11 protein-coding genes and 1 pseudogene are annotated in these 21,524 nt (G+C 36.7%); 4 read left to right on the plus strand and 8 right to left on the minus strand.

Translation table 11 applies throughout. The annotated features are described in order from the left end of the window. Positions 1–224: 224 nt before the first annotated feature. Positions 225–3,461: a carbamoyl-phosphate synthase large subunit gene (gene carB, locus F6K15_RS19940; RefSeq protein ID WP_293063532.1), complete on the minus strand. Its 3,237-nt coding sequence runs from the start codon at positions 3,459–3,461 to the stop codon at positions 225–227. A gap of 315 nt (positions 3,462–3,776) precedes the next feature. Here carB and F6K15_RS19945 point away from each other — a divergent pair, with 315 nt between their 5' ends. Next, complete coding sequence (locus F6K15_RS19945; RefSeq protein ID WP_293063534.1) at positions 3,777–4,028, plus strand: hypothetical protein; 252 nt, start codon at positions 3,777–3,779, stop codon at positions 4,026–4,028. Positions 4,029–4,048: 20 nt separating this feature from the next. On the opposite strand, the gene F6K15_RS19950 is transcribed toward F6K15_RS19945, so the two are convergent. Next, positions 4,049–4,306, minus strand: coding sequence for a zinc ribbon domain-containing protein (locus tag F6K15_RS19950; protein ID WP_363268332.1), 258 nt, complete (start codon positions 4,304–4,306; stop codon positions 4,049–4,051). A 17-nt stretch (positions 4,307–4,323) separates the two neighbouring features. On the opposite strand from F6K15_RS19950, the pseudogene F6K15_RS19955 reads away from it, so the two are divergent. Further along, positions 4,324–4,557, plus strand: a pseudogene (locus F6K15_RS19955) (hypothetical protein); the annotation flags it as partial. A gap of 396 nt (positions 4,558–4,953) precedes the next feature. Here F6K15_RS19955 and F6K15_RS19960 read toward each other — a convergent pair. The 3 genes from F6K15_RS19960 to mfd all read right to left on the minus strand — a co-directional run bounded on the left by F6K15_RS19960 (position 4,954) and on the right by mfd (position 9,319). Beyond that, positions 4,954–5,364, minus strand: coding sequence for a transposase (locus F6K15_RS19960; RefSeq protein WP_363268343.1), 411 nt, complete (start codon positions 5,362–5,364; stop codon positions 4,954–4,956). A gap of 102 nt (positions 5,365–5,466) precedes the next feature. Next, positions 5,467–5,745 carry a transposase gene (locus F6K15_RS19965; RefSeq protein ID WP_293063535.1) on the minus strand — a complete coding sequence of 93 codons (279 nt, stop codon included), beginning with the start codon at positions 5,743–5,745 and terminating at the stop codon, positions 5,467–5,469. An 82-nt stretch (positions 5,746–5,827) separates the two neighbouring features. Continuing rightward, positions 5,828–9,319 carry a transcription-repair coupling factor gene (mfd, locus tag F6K15_RS19970; protein WP_293063536.1) on the minus strand — a complete coding sequence of 1,164 codons (3,492 nt, stop codon included), beginning with the start codon at positions 9,317–9,319 and terminating at the stop codon, positions 5,828–5,830. A 1,640-nt stretch (positions 9,320–10,959) separates the two neighbouring features. Between mfd and F6K15_RS19975 the strand changes: the two genes are divergently transcribed. Then, on the plus strand, positions 10,960–12,144 hold the full coding sequence (locus F6K15_RS19975; RefSeq protein WP_293063537.1) for a hypothetical protein: 1,185 nt from the start codon (positions 10,960–10,962) through the stop codon (positions 12,142–12,144). A 149-nt stretch (positions 12,145–12,293) separates the two neighbouring features. On the opposite strand, the gene F6K15_RS19980 is transcribed toward F6K15_RS19975, so the two are convergent. Next, on the minus strand, positions 12,294–13,241 hold the full coding sequence (locus tag F6K15_RS19980; protein WP_293063538.1) for a DMT family transporter: 948 nt from the start codon (positions 13,239–13,241) through the stop codon (positions 12,294–12,296). A gap of 1,307 nt (positions 13,242–14,548) precedes the next feature. Then, a complete protein-coding gene (locus F6K15_RS19985) occupies positions 14,549–16,348 on the minus strand; it encodes a hypothetical protein (RefSeq protein WP_293063540.1) in 1,800 nt (599 codons plus the stop codon). A gap of 2,034 nt (positions 16,349–18,382) precedes the next feature. Between F6K15_RS19985 and F6K15_RS19990 the strand changes: the two genes are divergently transcribed. Then, positions 18,383–19,447, plus strand: coding sequence for a hypothetical protein (locus F6K15_RS19990; RefSeq protein WP_293063541.1), 1,065 nt, complete (start codon positions 18,383–18,385; stop codon positions 19,445–19,447). A 456-nt stretch (positions 19,448–19,903) separates the two neighbouring features. Here F6K15_RS19990 and F6K15_RS19995 read toward each other — a convergent pair whose 3' ends face one another. Then, positions 19,904–21,361 (minus strand): hypothetical protein, encoded by a 1,458-nt coding sequence (locus tag F6K15_RS19995; protein WP_375341077.1) that lies wholly within the window; start codon positions 21,359–21,361, stop codon positions 19,904–19,906. Between the last annotated feature and the right edge of the window lie 163 nt (positions 21,362–21,524).

The following is a 21,524-nucleotide window of genomic DNA, read 5'->3' on the forward strand; positions in this document are numbered from 1 at the left end:
GGAGTCAGGAGGGAAGAAATAAGAAGAAAGAGTAGTATAGCACTACAAGAATTGGGCGCGGACATTTTTCAATCCTAAAACCCTTTTACAGTTTTAGGACTTACGTAGAGACTCTACATATAGCGAGGGCGAATGCCATTCGCCCCTACAAATGGTGCTTTAAAAGTTAATTTGCGTAAGTCCTGAGTTTGCTATTCCCTCTACAACTTCTTCCCTCTTCCTTCTTAATAATAATCCTGCATCGCTTTCACCTCCAACACTCCAGACTTCAACGCTCGAATCGCCGCCGCCGTTGCTTTCGCACCTGCAATAGTCGTAATTAACGGCACTTTATAATCTAACGAACTCCGCCGAATTTTAATCCCATCAGCACGCGCTTCCTCCCCAGAAGGAGTCGTAATAATCAACTGAATTTCTCCATTTTTAATCCCATCCAAAACATTTGGTCGCCCTTCATGCAACTTCAACATCAACGCCACATCCAAACCATGCAAACACAATACCTTCCGAGTTCCCTCAGTCGCTATCACTTTCAAACCCAACTCAATCAGATCCTTAACCACTGGCACAACTGCTTCTTTATGCCGATCGCTCATAGACACAAACACTGTTCCCTCCAAAGGTAATTTTTGCCCTGCGGATAACTGCGCCTTCGCAAAAGCTTTACCAAAGTCAACATCAATACCCATCGCTTCACCAGTAGAGCGCATTTCCGGTCCTAATATTGTGTCTGTACCGGGGAATTTCGCAAACGGTAACACCGCCTCTTTCACAGAAACATGATCGGGAATTTGTTCCTCTACAAAACCTAATTCCTCTAATTTTTTCCCAGACATCACCCGCGATGCCATTTTTGCCAAAGGCGTTCCTATTGCTTTAGAAACAAAAGGTACTGTGCGTGATGCACGGGGGTTAGCTTCTAAAATGAATACATTTTCCCCTTGCACCGCAAACTGAATATTCATTAACCCGATAACATTCAACGCTTTTGCCAGAGCAACAGTCCATTGGCGAATTGTTTCCACCGCAGCAGGAGCTAAAGTTTGATAAGGAATAGAACAAGCAGAGTCACCAGAGTGAATACCTGCCTCCTCAATATGTTCCATTATCCCACCAATAACTACCTGACCTGTAGCATCAGCAATAGCATCCACATCTACCTCAATAGCATTTTCCAAGAATTTGTCAATCAAAATAGGATGTTCCGGTTCCACCTGTACTGCAAACTTCATATAACGTTCTAACTCTTGGTCGGAATAAACAATTTCCATTGCCCTTCCTCCCAAAACATAGGAAGGTCTTACCACCACTGGATAACCTATTTTCTGCGCCACCTCCAACGCATCCTCAAAACTACGAGCGAGACCGTTTGCTGCTTGGCGAATATCTAAATCTCGCAAAATCTTCTCAAACCGTTCCCGGTCTTCTGCGGTATCAATAGAGTCTGGGGAAGTTCCCCAAATTTTAGTTTGTGAAGGAGTTTCTGTTTGCTCTAAATATTTTTGCAGGGGAACTGCTAACTTCAGGGGTGTTTGTCCGCCAAACTGAACTATAATTCCTTCCGGGTTTTCCGCCTCAATAATATTTAGTACGTCTTCTTTAGTTAAAGGTTCAAAATAAAGACGATCGCTCGTATCATAGTCAGTCGAAACAGTTTCTGGGTTAGAATTCACCATAATTGTTTCAAACCCATCCTCTCCCAGAGCATAACTAGCATGACAACAACAATAGTCAAATTCTATTCCCTGACCAATACGGTTAGGTCCGCCTCCCAGAATCATTACTTTCCGTTTTTCAGAAGGCAAAACTTCTGACTCTTCTTCATAAGTAGAATAATAGTAAGGTGTCAGCGCCTCAAATTCTGCTGCACAAGTATCCACCGTTTTATAAGCAGGTTTAACTCCCAAACTCAACCGATAACTTCTGACTTCATCCTCAGTAGTCTTACTGCAATAAGCAATTTGGCGATCGCTAAAACCTTGCCGTTTAATATCCCACATCTGCTCTTTTGTTAATTCGTTGAGCGGAGTGCGCTTAATCAATTTTTCTGTATCGGTTAACTCCCGCATCTTATCCAGAAACCAAATATCAATTCCGGTCAGCTCATAGACTTCCTCTACTGTCATCCCCAACAACAAAGCATGACGTACTGTAAATACTCTCTCTGGGTTAGGTGTGCGTAACCCGGAGCGTACTTGTTCTAAACTGGGTAACTTTTCCCAGCGATCGCTACCGAAACCACCCCTACCTGTTTCTAGAGAACGCAAAGCTTTCTGGAACGACTCCTGAAATGTCCGACCTATTGCCATTGCCTCACCCACCGACTTCATTTGAGTAGTCAGCACTGCTTGGGAACCAGGAAATTTCTCAAAAGCAAATCTAGGAATTTTCGTGACAACATAATCAATAGTAGGTTCAAAACTAGCTGGTGTCTTTTTAGTAATATCATTAGGAATTTCATCTAAACTGTAACCCACTGCTAATTTTGCTGCCATTTTAGCAATAGGAAAACCAGTAGCTTTTGATGCCAAAGCAGAAGAGCGACTCACCCGAGGGTTCATTTCAATCACAATCACATCTCCATTCACCGGGTTGACAGCAAACTGAATATTAGAACCCCCAGTTTCCACCCCTATTTCCCGGATAATTTTAATCGAAGCATCTCGCAGTCGTTGATATTCCTTATCCGTTAATGTTTGAGCTGGAGCAACAGTGATCGAGTCTCCAGTATGTACACCCATCGGGTCAATGTTTTCAATCGAACAGATAATTACTACATTATCTGCTAAGTCTCGCATTACCTCAAGTTCATATTCTTTCCAACCAATCAACGATTTCTCCACCAGGATTTGAGATACTGGACTAGCATCTATCCCTGCTTGTGCCATTACTTCGTATTCTTCCTGATTGTAAGCAATACCTCCTCCTGTCCCCCCCAGTGTGAAAGCAGGGCGAATAATTAGGGGATAAGTGCCAATTTGTTGAGCGATCGCCTTTGCCTCTGCCCAACTACTAGCGATACCCGATGGACAAACCGGAATGCCAATTCGAGCCATTGCTTCTTTAAATAGCAGTCGGTCTTCGGCCATTTCAATTGCTGGTAGTTTAGCCCCGATTAACTCAACACCATACTTAGCTAAAGTACCATTTTTGGCCAAGGATACTGCTATATTTAAAGCGGTCTGACCCCCCATTGTGGGTAGGAGAGCATCTGGTCGTTCTTTGGCAATGACTTTTTCTACAAGTTCAGGGGTCAGGGGTTCGATGTAAGTACATTCGGCAATTTCTGGGTCTGTCATAATTGTAGCTGGATTGGAGTTGACCAGCACAACCTCAAATCCTTCTTCCCTAAGAGCTTTACAAGCTTGTGTTCCACTATAATCAAATTCACAGGCTTGGCCAATAACAATCGGACCAGAACCAACAAGTAGAATTTTGCGTATATCTTGGCGTCGCGGCATAGATTTATATTTATTTGTTTGACAATTAAGGGTTAATCCACAGTATTTTAAGGGTTAGTATAGTTGTAGTGTTATGATATACAGAGCAATTTTATATTTGGGCATTTAAAGCAATTAGCCCTGAGTCGTCAGCAAGAATACTATACTGAAAATTAAGGGTTCAAAAGCTATTAGCCTTTAGCTTAAGTTAATACTTTTGAAATTTAATCTTGATTAATGGTTAATTATTTTAGCGAAACGACCCATTGACAAAATACTCAAAGCTTTATTAATTAATACTTTTGAATTTTAAATTTTGACTGAAAATTTTTAGATATGCCTAGAAACCCTGATGAATTTGCCATACACCTGATATTGCAAGGTGGCGCTCGCGAAGAAGTACGTTTTCCAACTCTTAAAGACTTTCAAACTTGGTATAGTGGCGTTTTAGTTCCAAAGCATGATTCTCCAGAGTTTGTCAATGTGCCAATTAAGACTATTCAAGGAGAATATATGGTTGTTCGTCCCTCTGCTATAATTGCTATCCGGGTTGAACCTATATTTAATTCTAGTGTGGAAAGATTTTAAGTAAATGACCCGACACCAAGCTAGGCTATGGTGCGGGCTTTTGGTAGCCCTAGAACTATTGCACAAGACAACAATTCTGAACCTCTAGACTGGTTGACATAGCAGCCCCACAATTCAATCATTTTTGACCCATTAACATCAGCGTCGCATTGATGGCCACAATTCCCACATTTAAAGTTTTTTCCACTTCGATATGACTTACCTGAAACTGGGTGAATATGAAGGCATTGATGACAAGTTTGACTTGTATACCCGGGCGGAACTGCAATTACATTCACACCTCTTTTATGCCTTTATAGAACCCCTGAGTGGTATCTTTGCACAAGGAAAACAAAACTATATTTGTGCCCATTGTGGCCGACAATTCATAGAATTTTATGAACCTGGTAGAGGTTACTCTCACTCTTACTAAACAAGAATGTCTAAAAATGTATGTCAATGGTATGGGATTTAGGGTATTGAAAGAGTTAAGAAAGTATATCATACCACAATTATTAATTGGGTAAAACAAGTAGGAAAACTCTTACCAAAAAATTCAGGTATAAAGTCTCTCCATTCATGGAGAAAAGCGGTCGAGGGATGGCGTTTTGCTCCGCAACATGAAAAGCGTTAGCGTTAGCGTTAGCGTTAGCGAAGCTCCTCAGAAAGAGGCAGCTCCTCAGAAAGAGGCAGCTCCTCAGAAAGAGGCAACGGCTCTGTCACTCTTCGGGTCTCCTCGCTGGCCGACCATCGACCAAGAGAAAAGAAAAAAATCATTCTAGTCAATCTTCTTATTTATAAGAAGAGGTAATTATTAATAATTAATAATTAATTATAGAATTTATTCCTCACTACTTAGTATTTCTTTTCTACCACCTCCTGCTTTGATTAACCTTTTTTCACAAACAGGTTTTCTGTATCTTATACCAAGCGTGATAAATGTTTGTTACAAATGGTAGGGACGTTGCATAGTCCGTACGAAAGAAGGAAGAGGAAAGGTGGTCTGAGGTGGGCATTTACAGTTGCCATGTTGACCTATTACTGCATTTTTCCTGGGTGGAATAGTTGCTTTTGCTCCTGGTTGCCTAGCTTTCTGATAACACTTATACTTATCATAGGCTCCGTCTCCTGATACTTGGGCTATTTCCCCATCTACTCCATCTAATAGGTCAGAAAATACGCCCGTCACACTCACATCATTGGTACTCACTACCCCACTGACGATCTCCCCAGTCGCCTCATTTACTCCCAGATGTAATTTACGCCATGTACGCCGTTTACCAATACCATGAACTGTTGTTTTCCATTCACCTTCTCCATAAATTTTCACCCCTGTAGAGTCTACTACCAGATGAATAGCTTCAGAGCATTGGTATCAATGGCAGTTGAACATTCAGTTTTTGTAAGCGACGGGATACGGTGCTATGGAAAGGTAGCTGGTAAATCTAAGTCCATCAATTCAAATATAGATTCCACAAAACATAAGCGTCTGTCGTCCGGCCAGACTAAACAAGGATTGTATAGTCACCATAAATTCAATGGCCGTTTCACTGTAGTTATTAGATGCTCCCCTACGTCCAGTTTTTTTCTGATTAAGCCACTCCTGAATCACCTCCGGAGTCAGCCAAAAAGTCAAACTCCCTCGCTGTTTTAAGGATGTATCATACTCAGACCAGTTTTTGAGCCGATACAAGGACTTAGATTTACTCATACCTACTGACTGTATTTTGTGTACCATCTTAACTTCTTTATTTTTACCCTAAACATCATCTTTTGTGCAACAAAGCCATTATTAATAATTAATAATTAATAATTAATTATTAATTATTAATTATTAACGCACCCTCCATTTTACTCAACCATTCGATTAAATTTTCTAACTGTTTATCTGCACTTAAAACACCTAAACCACGAACCGTTACTTTAGCTTTACTAAACACAAAACGAGACTTCAAATGACCTGGTAATTTCTCCTTTAATAAATTCCAAGCTGGTTCCTCCATTGGTGTTTCTAAAACAACGTGTTGTTTGCCTTCTACTTTAATTCGAGAAAAGCCTAATTTTTTAGCAATTTGTTTTAATTCCATCATCCTTAATAACTGTAAACCAGCTTTCGGAATACTACCGTAGCGATCGCTCCAATCAATTTCTATTTGAGTCAATTCTTCCCGACTATTAGCAGCAGCAACTAACCGATATGCACTCATTTTTTGATCTAAGTCTGGAATATAGTCTGCGGGAATGAATGCAGTCAAACTCAAGTCAATTTGCGTATCATCCACCTGGGGAATTTCTTGACCTTTAACCTCGCTAATTGCTTCTTGCAGCATTTCCGTATACAGATCGAACCCAATAGTATTCACCTGACCAGACTGCTCTGCACCCAAAATATCCCCTGCACCCCGAATCTCTAAATCTCGCATTGCCAACTGATATCCAGACCCCAACTGGGTAAATTCCTGAATAGCTCGCAACCGTTTTTGAGCATCATCTGTCAGCGCTACCCCACCGGAAGCAGTAGTCGGATAAAACAACCACGCATGAGCTTGCACTCCCGCACGACCTACCCTTCCCCGCAACTGATACAACTGAGACAAACCAAACTTTTGAGCATCTTCTATTAATATCGTGTTGACGCGGGGAATATCCAAACCAGACTCAATAATTGTGGTACAAACCAAAATATCAGCTTCACCAGCACTAAACGTGAGCATTATTGACTCCAATTCGTTAGCATCCATCTGACCGTGACCGATATTAATTCTAGCTCCGGGAATCATTTCTCGTAACTTTCCCGCCAACTCTTCAATACCCTCAACCCGTGGCACAACATAAAATACTTGCCCTCCTCTATTCAATTCTTGGCGAATTGCAGTGCGAGCAGTTTCCAGATCGTAAGGTGCAAGATGAGTTTTGATCGGACGACGCAATGGGGGTGGAGTCGCAATTAAACTCATTTCGCGAATTCCCGAAAGCGCCATATATAAAGTCCGGGGAATTGGCGTTGCAGTCAATGTCAGCACATCTACTTGAGCTTTGAGCGCCTTAATTTTTTCCTTCTGGTTAACGCCAAACCGTTGTTCCTCATCCACCACCAACAAACCTAACTCCCGAAAGTTGATCGTTTTGCTTAAAATGGAATGGGTGCCAACAATAATATCTAACTCCCCAGTCGCCAACCTCCGCTGAATTTCTTTCTTTTCATTATTAGTACGGAAGCGGTTGAGTAAACCTATTTCTATAGGATAAGGTGCGAAACGTTCCTTGAGAGTATGATAATGTTGCTGAGTTAAAACTGTAGTCGGGGCGAGAAATGCTACTTGTTTGTTGGCAGTGACTGCTTTGAAAATTGCCCGAATAGCAACTTCTGTTTTACCAAAACCCACATCACCACAAACCAGGCGATCCATTGCTCGCTCACTTTCCATATCTCGTTTCACATCTTGAGTTGCTTTTAACTGGTCGGGAGTAGGTTGATACGGGAACGAATCTTCCATTTCTTCTTGCCATGGGGAGTCAGCAGGAAAACTATAACCTGTTTGTTTGGCGCGTTGAGCATAAAGTTTCAGCAGGTCAACGGCTAATTTTTTGATTGACTTACGGACTTTATTTTTGGTGCTTTCCCAAGTTTTACCCGTAAGTTTGTTGAGCTGGGGTTTTTTCTTATCGGTACTTCTGAGTCGCGACAGAGAATTGAGTTGGTCGGCGGCAACTCTGAGCAAACCGTCAGCATATTGAATTGCCAGATAGTCGCGGGTTTCATTATTCAGAGTCAGGCTTTCTAATTTGATAAATTTGCCGATACCATGTTGACGGTGAACCACATAATCTCCGGGACGTAGTTTGTTCGGGTCTACTTGTTTGGAAGCTGCTTGACGACGTTTGCGAATATAGGTGGGAGTTGCGAGGGTGTGTTGTCCGTAAAATTCTCGGTCGCTGATGACAACTAACCGGAATGTAGGCAAAATAAATCCTTCTAATTCTGCTAAACCACTATATTTGAGAGCAACGGGGGTGTGTTGAGTTTGCAGTCTGTCAATGGCAGGGTAGTCGCGGGGGTTGGGGATAAACTGGGCAGGACAGTCGTGTTCCTGGAGTAGGGAAACGGAGCGCGATGGTTGAGCAGAAATGAGGAATACGGAAAATTTCCGTTCCCTTTCCTGGCGCAGGTTTTCTGCCAGTTTTGCGTATTGGTGCGGCATAACTGGTAAGGGACGACTGGCGAGGTTGAGGGTGTATTCTACTGAGCTGGTAATACTGCTATTGCTTTCTTTGACAAGTTCGGATAAATATAGTCTGGGAAATAATTCTACTTCTGCGAGGGAGTCGGCAAAAGTACGATGAATTTTTGGTAATGGTTGGGATGTTTCGTCAGCGTTGAGTTGTTGCCAATTTTCTTCTACCAGTTCAAACCAGCGATCGCCATGAGCAGCACATTGGTCAGCTTCGTCTATGGCGACTAGGGTATTTTCTGGCAAATAGTCTAGAAGGGAGACAAATTTTGAGTCGGTTATTGACTCTAAGTTTCCCCACCCCCACTGACTAAAATTTGTGGGAGTCACTACTATTTTGGCAATTTTGTCAAGGGAGCGTTGAGTCGAGGGGTCAAATTCCCGAATTTTTTCGAGTTCGTCGCCAAACCATTCTAGGCGTACTGGTAATTCTGATGCGACAGGAAATATATCTATAATATCGCCCCTGCGACTCCACTGACCCTCGGTTTCTACTAACGGCACTCGCTCGTATCCCATCTGAGCAAGTTTTTCATCTAAAGATATACACTCTAAACCATCAGATATCTGTGTCGTGCTGAAGGTTTTGGAGTTGCTGGTAATGCCTGGGTTGAGTGTTAGGCAGTATGGTTGAAATTGTTTAATTGTGGGTAGGTGGGGTTGGAGCGATCGCTCTGTTGCCACTACGGCCATTTTTGCTTTATTGTTATTGTTGCCGTTGTTAGTTGCATTTTCTGGGGCGTTCTCACTCAACAAGTCTGCCAATACCTGCATTTGTCCCCAAATCATTTCTTCTGAGTGGGAGGTTTCATAAGGTGATGCTTCTGAGGTGGGATAAAAGTGGACTGTCGGCCATCCTATTGCTTCTAATTGTGCCGCCCACCGTCCCGCTTCTTCTAAAGTGGCAGTGACAATGAACAAATTTTGCTGTTGTTGTTGGGCCAGGGTAGATGCAACTAAGCCTTTGGGTAAACGCGGAGCGCCGTTGAGTTGTAGGCATTGGTATTGTTGGAGTTTGTTTAGGAGTTCGGTTGTTAACGGCGATCGCCCGAGTAGTTTAATAATAGAAGATAGTGTCATTTCAGTTATCAGTTATCAGTTATCAGTTATCAGTACCTCCGACTAAAGCCAAAGGCTTGAAATACTTAAGTTTACTTTTTCTTGGTCTGATGGATATGGCGAGGAAACCCGCTCTTGACAGAGCTGCTCCGAATGCCGCCATCCCACCCTTCGGGAAGCTACGAAGATCGACTGCTTTTCATCCCCTTGTAGAGCGGCAGCTCGCAGCGCAGCCAAGGGGAGAATATTGACCCTCTTTTTTGGTTATGAGATTTTTATAGGACTACAAGAATTGGTTAGGACATTTTTCAATCCTAAAACCCTTTACCGAATAATTAAGGTTTAAAGCCTCTCCTTTCAAGGAGAAACAAGCGGTCATTTCGCTGCGCAACATGTTTGCGGAGCATTCCGTCAGGAAAAAGCGCAGCTTCCCGAAGGGTGGGATGGCGAGGTCTCGGAGCCATATCCAATCGACCAAGAGAGAAAAAATTTTCCTTTTATTCAATCCTATCCGTTTTAGGGAAAGGTAATTATCAATTATCAATTATCAATTATTGAAAGTTTGCTATTCCCTGTTCCCTATTCCCTAGCGCTACACGCTATAAGTTGATTTTCCAAGCCGGAAGTCAAGAGTCAGCGATGCTGAAGTCAGGAGTCAGGATGGCCAAATTTAACAATTTATTATCCTAGTATATTTTAGATATATGGTGCTACGAGACAATGGGGAGTAGAGGAGCGGAAAAAACTGTCAGTAGGAAATAAACCGAAATATAGCAATGAGCGCTGGTATATTTACAAATTGCAGGAAAGGCCAAATAGCTAAAAGTCTTATATTATCGCCAATTTATTTCCCCAGATGAGCTGTTGCTTTCCGGAGCTGTTGCCTGCGCACAGCGCTATACATCCTCTTTCTTTGACAAGAATTACGCAAAGGCACTATATCTATTGTATATAGTAGATAAAAACTATAGCACTATGGTACATATAGTGTTTTTTTCGGAAAAATCCTTAAGTCCTATTTTAATTGAAACCGAAATATAGCGTTTTTATTTGACAATAATTAGGGCTTGCTGAATAAATCTGAAAGTATTAACTGATATTGGTTTTAGCATTTTAGAATTGAAAAAAGTACCAGCTTTGGAATGGAAAAATTTCAAAAAGCTAGTATTTTGGGATGATTATGGCAGAAAAATTGAGAGACAAAACGCCCGCTCCTACTTCCCCTCTCATTCCCCGTTCCTCCTGTCTTCCCCTCCTGGGAGGGGCGAGGGGTGGGTTGTCTCCTGTCTCCTGTCTCCTGTCTCCTATTTATTTGACAAGAATTAGACAAAGGCACTATATATAGTAGATAAAAACTATAGCACTATGGTACATATAGTGTTTTTGTCGAAAAAATCCTTAAGTCCTGTTTTAATTGGAACCGAAATACATCCTCTTTTTTTGAGAATAATTAGGCAAAGGCGCTATATCCACTTTTTTTTCCTTCCTTATTCTTTATCATTTTCTTTATGGGTTTAATACCCCACTGTCAACTGGAGTGTTCAAAATTACTTGGGGGAGCGTAGACGCGGAGCGGCTTGTCGAAGACTATCCCCATGTAATTTCCCTCCTGTCTCCTGTCTCCTGTCTCCTTCTTCAATATGTTATCAAAATTCCTCAAATTGATTAACTGGAAAAATTTTAATACATTTTTATTATTAACATTTACCTGGATAGTTATACCTCTATTTTTGGTAGAAATTGTGATGATTGTTTTGGAGCCTTATCTATTTAAAGGTCTCTATCAGTATGATTCAGATTTAGGATTTAGAGTGCGACCTTATATTAATGGAAACAATCAATTTGGTTTTAACGATAGAGATTATCTTTTACAAAAAGACCAGAATAAATTTCGCTTGTTAGTAGTTAGTGATTCGTTTAATTGGGCTGGTGGAAAGGAGGGAAATTATACGGCTTTGTTGGAGAAAAAATTTGAGAATTATTATGGTCAAAATCAGGTTGATGTGATTAATGTTGGCTATCCAGGAACTCATACTGGGGAGCAATTAGCTATGTTGAAAAAGTACGGGTTACAATATAATCCAGATTTGGTAGTATTGGGTTTTTTTGTTGGTAATGATTTTCGGGATGCTGACCCGGAAAGAAAACGAATTATTGTCAATGGTATCTATATAGATATAGATAAGAAAGATGAATTAATTCTTTTTGGTTATCCGATTATTGGTAGGTCTAGATTGTTGATGTTTTTACAGCAAAAATATCAAGTTTACCAAGAATTACAAAGGGCTAAACAGGATTCTGCCCAGTTATCTAGTAGTTCTCTAGTCGCTAGTTTTAATTTGGCATCAGCTCCAATTATTGAACGGGAAAAATCACCGGGAATTTTATCTGAAAAAGCTTTTCTGCGGGTAGAAAAAAGTAGGCTAAAGTTCTGTAAGATTAGAGATTTACTTGAGGGTAAGCGAGACGATAATATTAACTATATTTTTCAGAGTATTTCAGAAATGCAAGCCTTATTAGAGTCTCGAAATATTCAGTTTGTTGTGGCAATTTATCCCGATGAATATCAAGTTAATGATGAATTATTGAATGATATTTTTGCCGAATATGATGATTTGAAGCGAGAGTCTTATAATACGACTTGTCAGCAAGAGATTTTGAGGAAATATTTGGAGGCGAATGGTATTCCTTATATAGATATGTTAGATATATTCAGAAGAGAACAAAAAAATCGTCCTTTATACTTACTGAGGGAACCCCATTGGAATAGTGCTGGAAATTTATTAGCTGCTGAGATTTTGTTCGATTATTTAGTTAAAGATATAGATAAATTTTTTAGGAAATAGGGAGTAGGGAGTAGGGGAAAATAATTAATGATTTATCTATGATAATTGATTTTATTTTTGATTATTGGAAATGTATAATATAGTAGGGTGTTGGTAACCAAAACCTAAAATTTAGGTCAGGAATCATTTTTAGGTTTAATTGTCATCTTTTAATTGTTAATTTTGTTAATTATTGAATTATTGTCTAATACCTTATCTGATTTAGCCAAATAAATTCCCGATAATACTAATACAAACGTCAACCCATTTAAGAAACTCAATTCTTCTGCAAAAATTGCCCAGGCCAAGAATGCAGCAATAATCGGTTCCAGCAACAGAATCAGAGAAATAAACCCAGATGAAAATTGTTTTAAACTATAAAATAATATACCCCATCCAATTAAGCTACACAAAATCCCTAGACCAATAACAGCCAACCATCCAGAAAGAGAAATTGGTAATAGTCTATCTTCAAATAGCAATGCAAATGGTAACAATAATAGGCAGCTCAAACAGCTATCCCATATTAAAATTGTAGTTGTTTTAAATTTAAGTCGGAGATACTCTGCTACCAAAATTCCTCCAGCGTAGAAAATGGCAGATACTAATGCAATGCTGTCTCCTATCAATGTATCTTCAGCCAGGTGAAAATCTTGAAAAGCAATTATAAAACTTCCTCCTAGAGCTAGAATTGTACCAATTAAAAAGCGACTACCAAAACATTGACTTAACAATAACCACCCACCTAAAACAGCAAATATAGGAGTTGTATTGTGGAGGAGATTAGAGTTAGCAACGGTTGTTTTTGTCAAAGACCAAGCCCAAATTACTAAACAAGCTGTACCTAGAATCGTATTAAGAAATAAGTAGAAAAAATCTTTGAAAGTATAGGTCTCTTGAACATTAGTAGATAAGCGATCGCTCTGCTTATCCCAAAGTATTTTAATACCATTCCCCAGGATTAAAGCTAGACTTGTAATCCAAAAACGATTAAATATTGTTGCATAAGGACCTAACTCATTTTCACTAATACGAGTCAGAATTGGAGAAAAAGATAGGATAATAACAGCAATTCCTAAGAAAGTCATTGACAAAATTGGAGATTCTTTAGTTAACACTATAAACTTCCTTAATAACTATATCTAATTCTATTAATCGACTCTCATTTTAACAGACAATAAACAAAATTGATAGTCATAATTTTCTTGGGAAAACCCCTCTCCATATCCATATAAGGAGAGAGGTATAATTAACTCAGACTAATAAGTTTATTTTAAAATATAAGGTAAGGTAAATCACTACTTTCCCTTTGAAAAATTATTAATTTCTTAAAAATGGATATATCAATAAGAATGTCTGTCGATGTAAAATTCAAAACACTTAGAGAACTATGGAGGAAAGAAATAGATAGTATATATTTAGACAAAAAAACTTCTTGCATTAAAGAGTTTTATGATATTTTTTCCGCTGAAATACAAGAAGCTATATCTTAGAAATTATTTATCACAATAGAAACCGACCCTAAAGACAAAAACATTTTTTGTAGAATCTACGGACATATTGACTTTGATTTCTCTTTTGATGACGAATTTATAGATAAAGAATTTAAAGATGAAGAAGATGAATTAAATTTCTATATTGAAGAGTGTTTTTGTCAGGAAGTTCTAGAAAACAATTACCACACCTACCAAAACGAAAATCTTAGATATGAAATTAAGAATAGGAAGGTTCATTAATGGATAATTGATAATGGATAATTGATAATTACCTCTGGTTAAAACCGTTACGGAATTGAATATAAGGAAATATTATTTCTTTTCTCTTGGTCGATGGTCGGACAGCGAGGAGACCTCGCCATCCCATCCTACGGAATGCTCCGCAAACGACCGCTTTTTCCCCTTAAAAGGGGGAGACTTTAAACCAGAATTATTTAATTATTAATTAGTTAATTATTCGGTAAAGTATTAGCACGTTTTAGCTACGCTGTTTAAGATTAGGAATCTATCAATTAGACTCATTTTGCAGAATTAGGAAAAATCAAGTGTATATGAAAAAGAAATTGAAGACATTCCAGCAGCAACATGGGCAATGGAGTACGACCAAGACCCAAACCCGCCTTCCGCTTTCCGCCTTCTTCCCTCTTCCTTCTTTAATTAGGGCTTGCTGATTAATTCTAAAAGTATTGACATATAAAGGTTTTAGCGTTTTAGAGTTAAAAAAAGTACCAGCTTTTCGGTAGAAAAAGCTCAAAAAGCTAGTATCTTAGGATGATTATGGCAGAAAAATTGAGAGACAAAACGCCCGCTCCTACCTCTTCACTCATTCCCCGTTCCTCCCCTCCTGGGAGGGGTTAGGGGTGGGTTGTCTCCTGTCTCCAGTATAGCTGTCTCCTACAAAGAGCAAAAAGACTTTCCATACGCAAACCCTAATTACCTGATAAAACACTAAGATTTTGACCATTCTTATTAACTATATGAACACCAGGAATTTGATAAAATTTAGCAGTATCTGTATCTAATGCCCAAGCTTTAACATTAATATTTCCTTGGGGAAATTTATGGGTAGATAATACCTTTTGCCATCCTGACTTAAAGTATTTTTGACTCTTAAATTCTTTCACCAGATAAGGTCTTGATATTGTCATATCTGCCACAGCAGAAACAATAGATTCACCTTGAGAATTGTCATAACTCAAAACAATGGCATCTACAGGTAAACCCGTATCAGTAAATATTGCCCAACCAGTCGCTAGTAAATTATTACCACCAATGAATTCTAACTTCTCAAAAATACCTTTTACTTCTCTCTCATTATTAGTATCTACAAGGTCTTGAATACGATTAGTTTGAATTAAACCAGGATGTAAAAAACCCATTTCTGTTAAGTAACGCGCCCGCTGTCTGTGAGATTCAAAATAGTAAGAATCAATCAAATTTTGGCAGTTATCGTGAGTAAAATTAATGAGTAATAAACATCCTTTATATTTCAAATAATTTTGTCGCCATGATTGCATCTTTTCTATACTGTAGGTAAAATTGTGTATTTGCAGAACAGTTATTATCCCAAGAAACCAGCAAATTATTTTTGAGAATAGGCTTCTATTAATTAACAAGTATTCTTTTTTTCTCCAATCCTCCCCCACAATTATCATTAAATGAATTATGGAGATAATTAGATAAGTGGAAAAGGTTGTATATCTTGAGGAAAGTGCTTGTTCTATACCAAATGAAACTCTACCAAAGGATGTAACTAAGGCACTAATAATTGTATATGAACCAAGCATAATCCAACCAATGGTTTGAGACCGAATTTGATGGTCTTTAATCTGCCATAGTACATAAGAACATAAACAAATAAATAGAGTAATAGTTATTGAGCCAAGAATAATTGAATTATTGAGAGGTTGTATACTACTACCTATACCAAGAGCAGTACCTATAAATGCTAGAAAATATTGAAATATTTGATCTGGATATTGAATAGATTCTACTGGATTAGGGTGAGATAATGGCTTTTGATAATCATAAAAATATAAGGCTATATTTGCGATAAATCCAATTATCCAGAGGATATATAATTTGATATTTTTTAGTATATCTGACCAAGATTTGAGTTTGGCTAAAGCTAAAACTGGTAAAACAATTACCCAGGCTAATAAACCATTAGCATAAGAGAAAGTGCTGATGGTTGCCAATAACATACAAATTAAAAATTTCGCTGTATTATTCAGTCGAGAATAAGCAATTAATATACAGGTAGTAATACAAGCGATGGGAATAAAAACAACTATTTGGATACCCCATAACCAATTTTCATATTGCACGGCAGAAAATATAAAAATATTAGATACTAATGCTATAGTCAGACTTTTGATAGAGGAGGTATTAATTGTTAATCGATTTAAAAGATAAATATTTATAGCAACTATACAGGCAAGTAAAAATATGACTAACATTTCATATCTAATATTCCATTTTGTCAGAAATGCTAGGGCAATAAAAATTAGTCTGGGGAAAAATTTTCTGCTTTCATTATGCTGTGCCATTAAATCGTTGAAAGACAAAGTTCTCATATTAACTTTTTCAAAGACAGCAGCAATTTGCCATTGGTCTTGAATAGGTACATTCAAACTATACTTAAGAATAAGAATTCCTAGAACTATAGCTGGAATTATCGCTAAACATAAATTTATTCCTAAAACTAATTTAGAATGAGTACGTTGCATATTTATAAAAAAAGGGAATAGGGAATAGAGAACAGGGAATAGGGAATGGGGAATAGGGAAAAATTATACTCAAATTTAATTTTCCAGATTGCCAAATCTAAACCTCCCCTATAGCGCTTATCTGCTTATCTATATAGATATAAAAAGTTAATTTAGAGTTTTTTTGAAACTGGTGTTATATTAACTTATTGGCGATCGCTAATCTAGATTAACTGTACTTAATCCAGTCAAAACATCTCATATTTATCAAAAAAGCGAATAGCTAACGGGGAATAGCTAATGCGGAATGGGTAATGGGGAATGGGGAAATTTTATACTCAAATTTAATTTTCCAGATTGTTAAACCCAAACCTCCCTTATGGCGATTTTTTATCTAGAAAAAGTTAATTTAGAGGTATTTTTTTGAAATGGTGTTATATTAAAATTTTAGCCTCCACTAATCTAGATTAACTGTACTTAATTCAGTCGAAACATTCATCCTTTAACATTTAATAATGAAAAGATTTTTTTCGTTCCTCCGTCAAACAGCAATTATATCTTTAATAACTTTTGGTTTAACAGAACTCACATTCAGAATTTATCATAAAATTCACCCAGAGAACAGGGAATAATTAATGGAGAATAGAGAAAAATTATACTCAAATTTAATTTTCCAGATTGCCAAATCTAAACCTCCCCTATAGCACCTCTCTATATAGATATAAAAAGTTAATTTAGAGGTATTTTTTGAAACTGGTGTTATCTTAACATTTTAGCCTTCACTAATCTAGATTAACTGTACTTAATCCAATCAAAACATTCATCCTTTAACATTTAATAATGAAAAGATTTTTTTCGTTCCTCCGTCAAACAAAAATTATATCTTTAATAACTTTTTACTTAACATAAGTCTCATTCATAATTTGTAAGCATTTCCTCCGGAATGCTTACCAGAATTTATCATAAAATTCACTCAGATAACAGGAAATAGTTAATGGGGAATCGGGAAAATTCATACTCAAATTTAATTTTCCAGATTGCCAAATCTAAACCTCCCCTATAGCACCTCTCTACATAGATATAAAAAGTTAAAAAACAAGGAATAGGGAATAGTGAATGGGGAATAGAGAAAAATTATACTCAAATTTAATTTTCCGGATTGCCAAATCTAAACCTCCCCTATAGCACCTCTCTATATAGATATAAAAAGTTAATTTAGAGGTATTTTTTGAAACTGGTGTTATATTAACACCTTAGCGATCGCTAATCTAGATTAGCTGTACTTCATCCAGTCAAAACATTTCATATTTATAAAAAAAGGGAATAGGGAATAGGGAATGGGGAAAAATTATACTCAGATTTAATTTTCCAGATTGTTAAATCTAAACCTCCCATATCGCGCTTCTCCATCTAGAAAAAGTTAACTTATAGGTATTTTTTTTACTGATTTTATACCATACATGAAAAAAGAATGTGTTTGAATAATAAGTACGGTCGAAAGACTTTGCAGGAGATATCCCTTTGACAAAAAAGAAAATTTCCTATCTAAAAGCTGGTATTAAAGCCATTCATTCTGAGGACTGAGGACTGAGGACTGACTCCTCATAAAAAGTCTAGTCATTTGTAGCAAACATTTATCACGCTTGGTGTTATATTAACATTTTAGCCTTCACTAATCTAGATTAACTGTACTTAATTCAGTCAAAAAATTCATCCTTTAACATTTAATAATGAAAAGATTTTTTTCGATCCTCCGTCAAACAACAATTATATCTTTAATAACTTTTGACTTAACAGAAGTCACATTCAGAATTTATCATAAAATTAATCCAGAGAACAGGGAATAGTTAATGGGGAATAGGGAAAAATTATACTCAAATTTAATTTTCCAGATTACCAAATCTAAACCTCCCCTATAGCATCTCTCTATATAGATATAAAAAGTTAATTTAGAGGTATTTTTTGAAACTGGTGTTATATTAACATTTTAGCGACCGCTAATCTAGGTTAACTGTACTTAATCCAATCAAAAAATTCATCCTTTAACATTTAATAATGAAAAGATTTTTTTCGATCCTCCGTCAAACAGCAATTATTTCTTTAATAACTTTTGGCTTAACAGAAGTCACATTCAGAATTTATCACAAAATTAATCCATCTTTTATGTTTTACGACCCCTCATCTTATAATCGTTGGCGTGGGAAACCATTATCTACAGATTATGATTTCCAATTAAATTCTCGAGGATTTAAAGATGTAGAATTTAGCAAACAAAAAGCAGAAGGTACATATAGAATTCTAGGTATAGGTGATTCTTTTGCTTATGGAGGTATTCCCTACAAACATAATTTTCTAACTCTATTGGAGTCAAAACTTAATCAAGATAGTCAGCAACCAATAGAATTAATTAATATGGGAATAATTGCTATTGGGCCAAAAGATTATTTATCCCTATTAGTGAATGAAGGATTAGAATTAAATCCTGATATGGTGTTGTTATCTTTTTATATCGGAAATGATTTTTCTGATAACTATAAATCACAACAAGACCGAAGATTACTTAAAGTTCAAGATTCTTATGTTTTCTCATTTTTTGATTTTCTAATTAAGGTGAATAGTAAGTTTGAAGGTAATCTTTATCATCATAATATTGAGTATCGAGAAGATTTACCTACTTCACCGGATGACTTTCATCTGGAAGAGGCAAAAAAGAGGAGTTATATTTTTCTTAAAAATCCTGAAGAAACTGAATTTAAAGAACATTTTAATGATGCTTTGGGCGACTTATTAAAAATTAAAGAAATCTGCGATCGCAGAAATATTACTTTAGTGGTAGTTTTAATGCCTGACGAAGTACAAGTTATCAAAGAATTAAGAGATAAAGTAGTTGCTAGTTACAATTTTACTCCAGATAAATTTGATTTTCGACAACCTAATAAATTATTATCTCAAGCACTTATCAAAAATAATATATATTATCTTGATATTGTTGAAGAATTTGTGACTGCGGGTACTCAAACTTCTCTCTACAAACCTAATGATATTCATTGGAATATTGCTGGTAATAGATTAGCTGCTGAAGTAATAGATAAGTATCTCTCTGAAGATTTTTTTCAGTAGATATAGCAACAATTAATAATTAATAATTAATAATTAATGATTAATAATTAATCATTAATCATTAATCATTAGGACTTGCTGATTAAATATAAAATAATTTGCCTTGACATATAAAGACAAGTTAGGAACCTTTAAAAAGTGCAAATTTTTCAGCTCTTTATGCTCAAAAAGGAGCGTATTTTAGGCGCATAGTTGGGCATAACAATCTTGGGACAATTCTTACCGAGAAATTGTGGGTATGCGCCTCCCCTTTTAAGGGGAAAAAAGCGGTCGTTTTGCTACGCAACATGTAAAGCGCAGCTTCCCGTAGGGTGGGATGGCGAGGAGACCTCGCCATATCCAATCGACCAAGAGAAGAAAAAATTTTTCATGATTAGTCAATCCTCTTCTTTTCAAGGAGAGGTAATTATTAATAATTAATAATTAATAATTAATTGTTGAATCCTACCTTTTCGCTCATTCCCCGTTCTTCCTGTCTCCTGTATCCTGTCTCCTGTCTCCTAACTCTACTGATTGATTTTGATTTGGAGCAAGTATATTAAAGATTGAATTAGCTATATATTCAGACAAAATATTTTCTCCAGCTTTCGTGTAATGGCAACAACTATCAATATAAACTATCTCTTTAGCATTATCTAAAATATTCACACCATTGAAAATATTCACACTATTCTGTTTTAAATCATCTATCTTACTAAAAAGCACTGGATACCCCAATTCTGTTGCTTCTTTAAAAGGAGTATCAGAGTCAAAAGCAATTTTCTTTTCTGCTTCACTGTAAATTCTATTAGTGGGATAATATTGATTTGGCTGTAGAACATGAAAATATAAAATATTATTATTAGCAGCAATTTGCTTCATCATTATAGATGCTTTTTTCCAATGTTCTGCCATAGTCTCATATAATTCTGATTTTTCTAGTTGAGGAGATTGTGCATAGAAATAAACGATACTAGCTTCAGTTTCTCCCGCAGCTTGTTGAGCTGCTTTTTTCCTTTCTTTATCAAATATTTTGACATTTTTACGATAGGTAGTTGCTAGATTTTGTACATAAATTGATGTTAAAGCATAACAGTAAGCTACTTGACACTTATCTAAAGTTTCTAAAGCATCTTTCAATTTACTTTTACTGTCGTTAATTTTTAACATTGCTCTAATAGATTTTGTCGAGAGACTATTATTCGCTATGTTGGTTAACGGCACAACATGATTGGTACTTGGCATCATAATATCAATATTATTTTTATTGTTTGCTTTTGCCAAAATTACCTCATTAAACCCATCTATATTGATGAGCATATCAAATTCTTGACCGATGGAGAGAAAGTAGTTTAATAGTATTAATTGTTGCGGTTGTTTATAGCCCCCTGTGGCAAAAGATAAGATAATAAATTCCTTATCTTGAAGTTCTGGAACTTGCTTTAATTTATTGACCAAAATTTGATTCTGAATTTCATATATTGAATAATTAGAGGCAACTGAACCACCAAAAACTCCGATTATATATTGATTATCACTCTTTTTTTGATAGGGATAATCATAAGGAGAAATAAAACCAGCAGCATTGTATTTAAACCCTTCTCGAAAATCTGGTCCTGGTTTTTGAACATAGCCAAAGTAAGGATGCAGTCTTTCTATTACAGAATCTTCTAACCTAATTCCTGCTAAATTTATTCCCATCATATTGGTATTGACATTAGCATTATTATTTTCATTTTCTGCTTGATTTTCTTGTTCTTCCTCTTGATTGGTTTCTGCCACCTTTTCTCTAGTGTAGAAAAATTGCTTATACCTGATAAAATACCAAGCCAAAGAACCTAATTCCAAAAAGATAAATAGCAAAATTATGTTAATCAAAATAATTTTCCATAGTTCTTTGGAATCTTTGAACATACCTAGTTTTTTCATAGTCATTTTATAGAAGATATATTTATAGATTAATACAGTTCAGTTAAAGATTTTTTGGAGAAGGAAGAAGGAAGAGGGAAAAAGGAAGAAAGAAAGTAGATAAGTAGTAAGCATTCAGCAGTCAGCTATCAGCTTTATTACCTTTATATCAAATTGAAATGAGGCTACA

This window comes from Okeania sp. SIO2B3 (assembly GCF_010672525.1).
In the GTDB taxonomy this organism is placed as follows: domain Bacteria; phylum Cyanobacteriota; class Cyanobacteriia; order Cyanobacteriales; family Microcoleaceae; genus Okeania.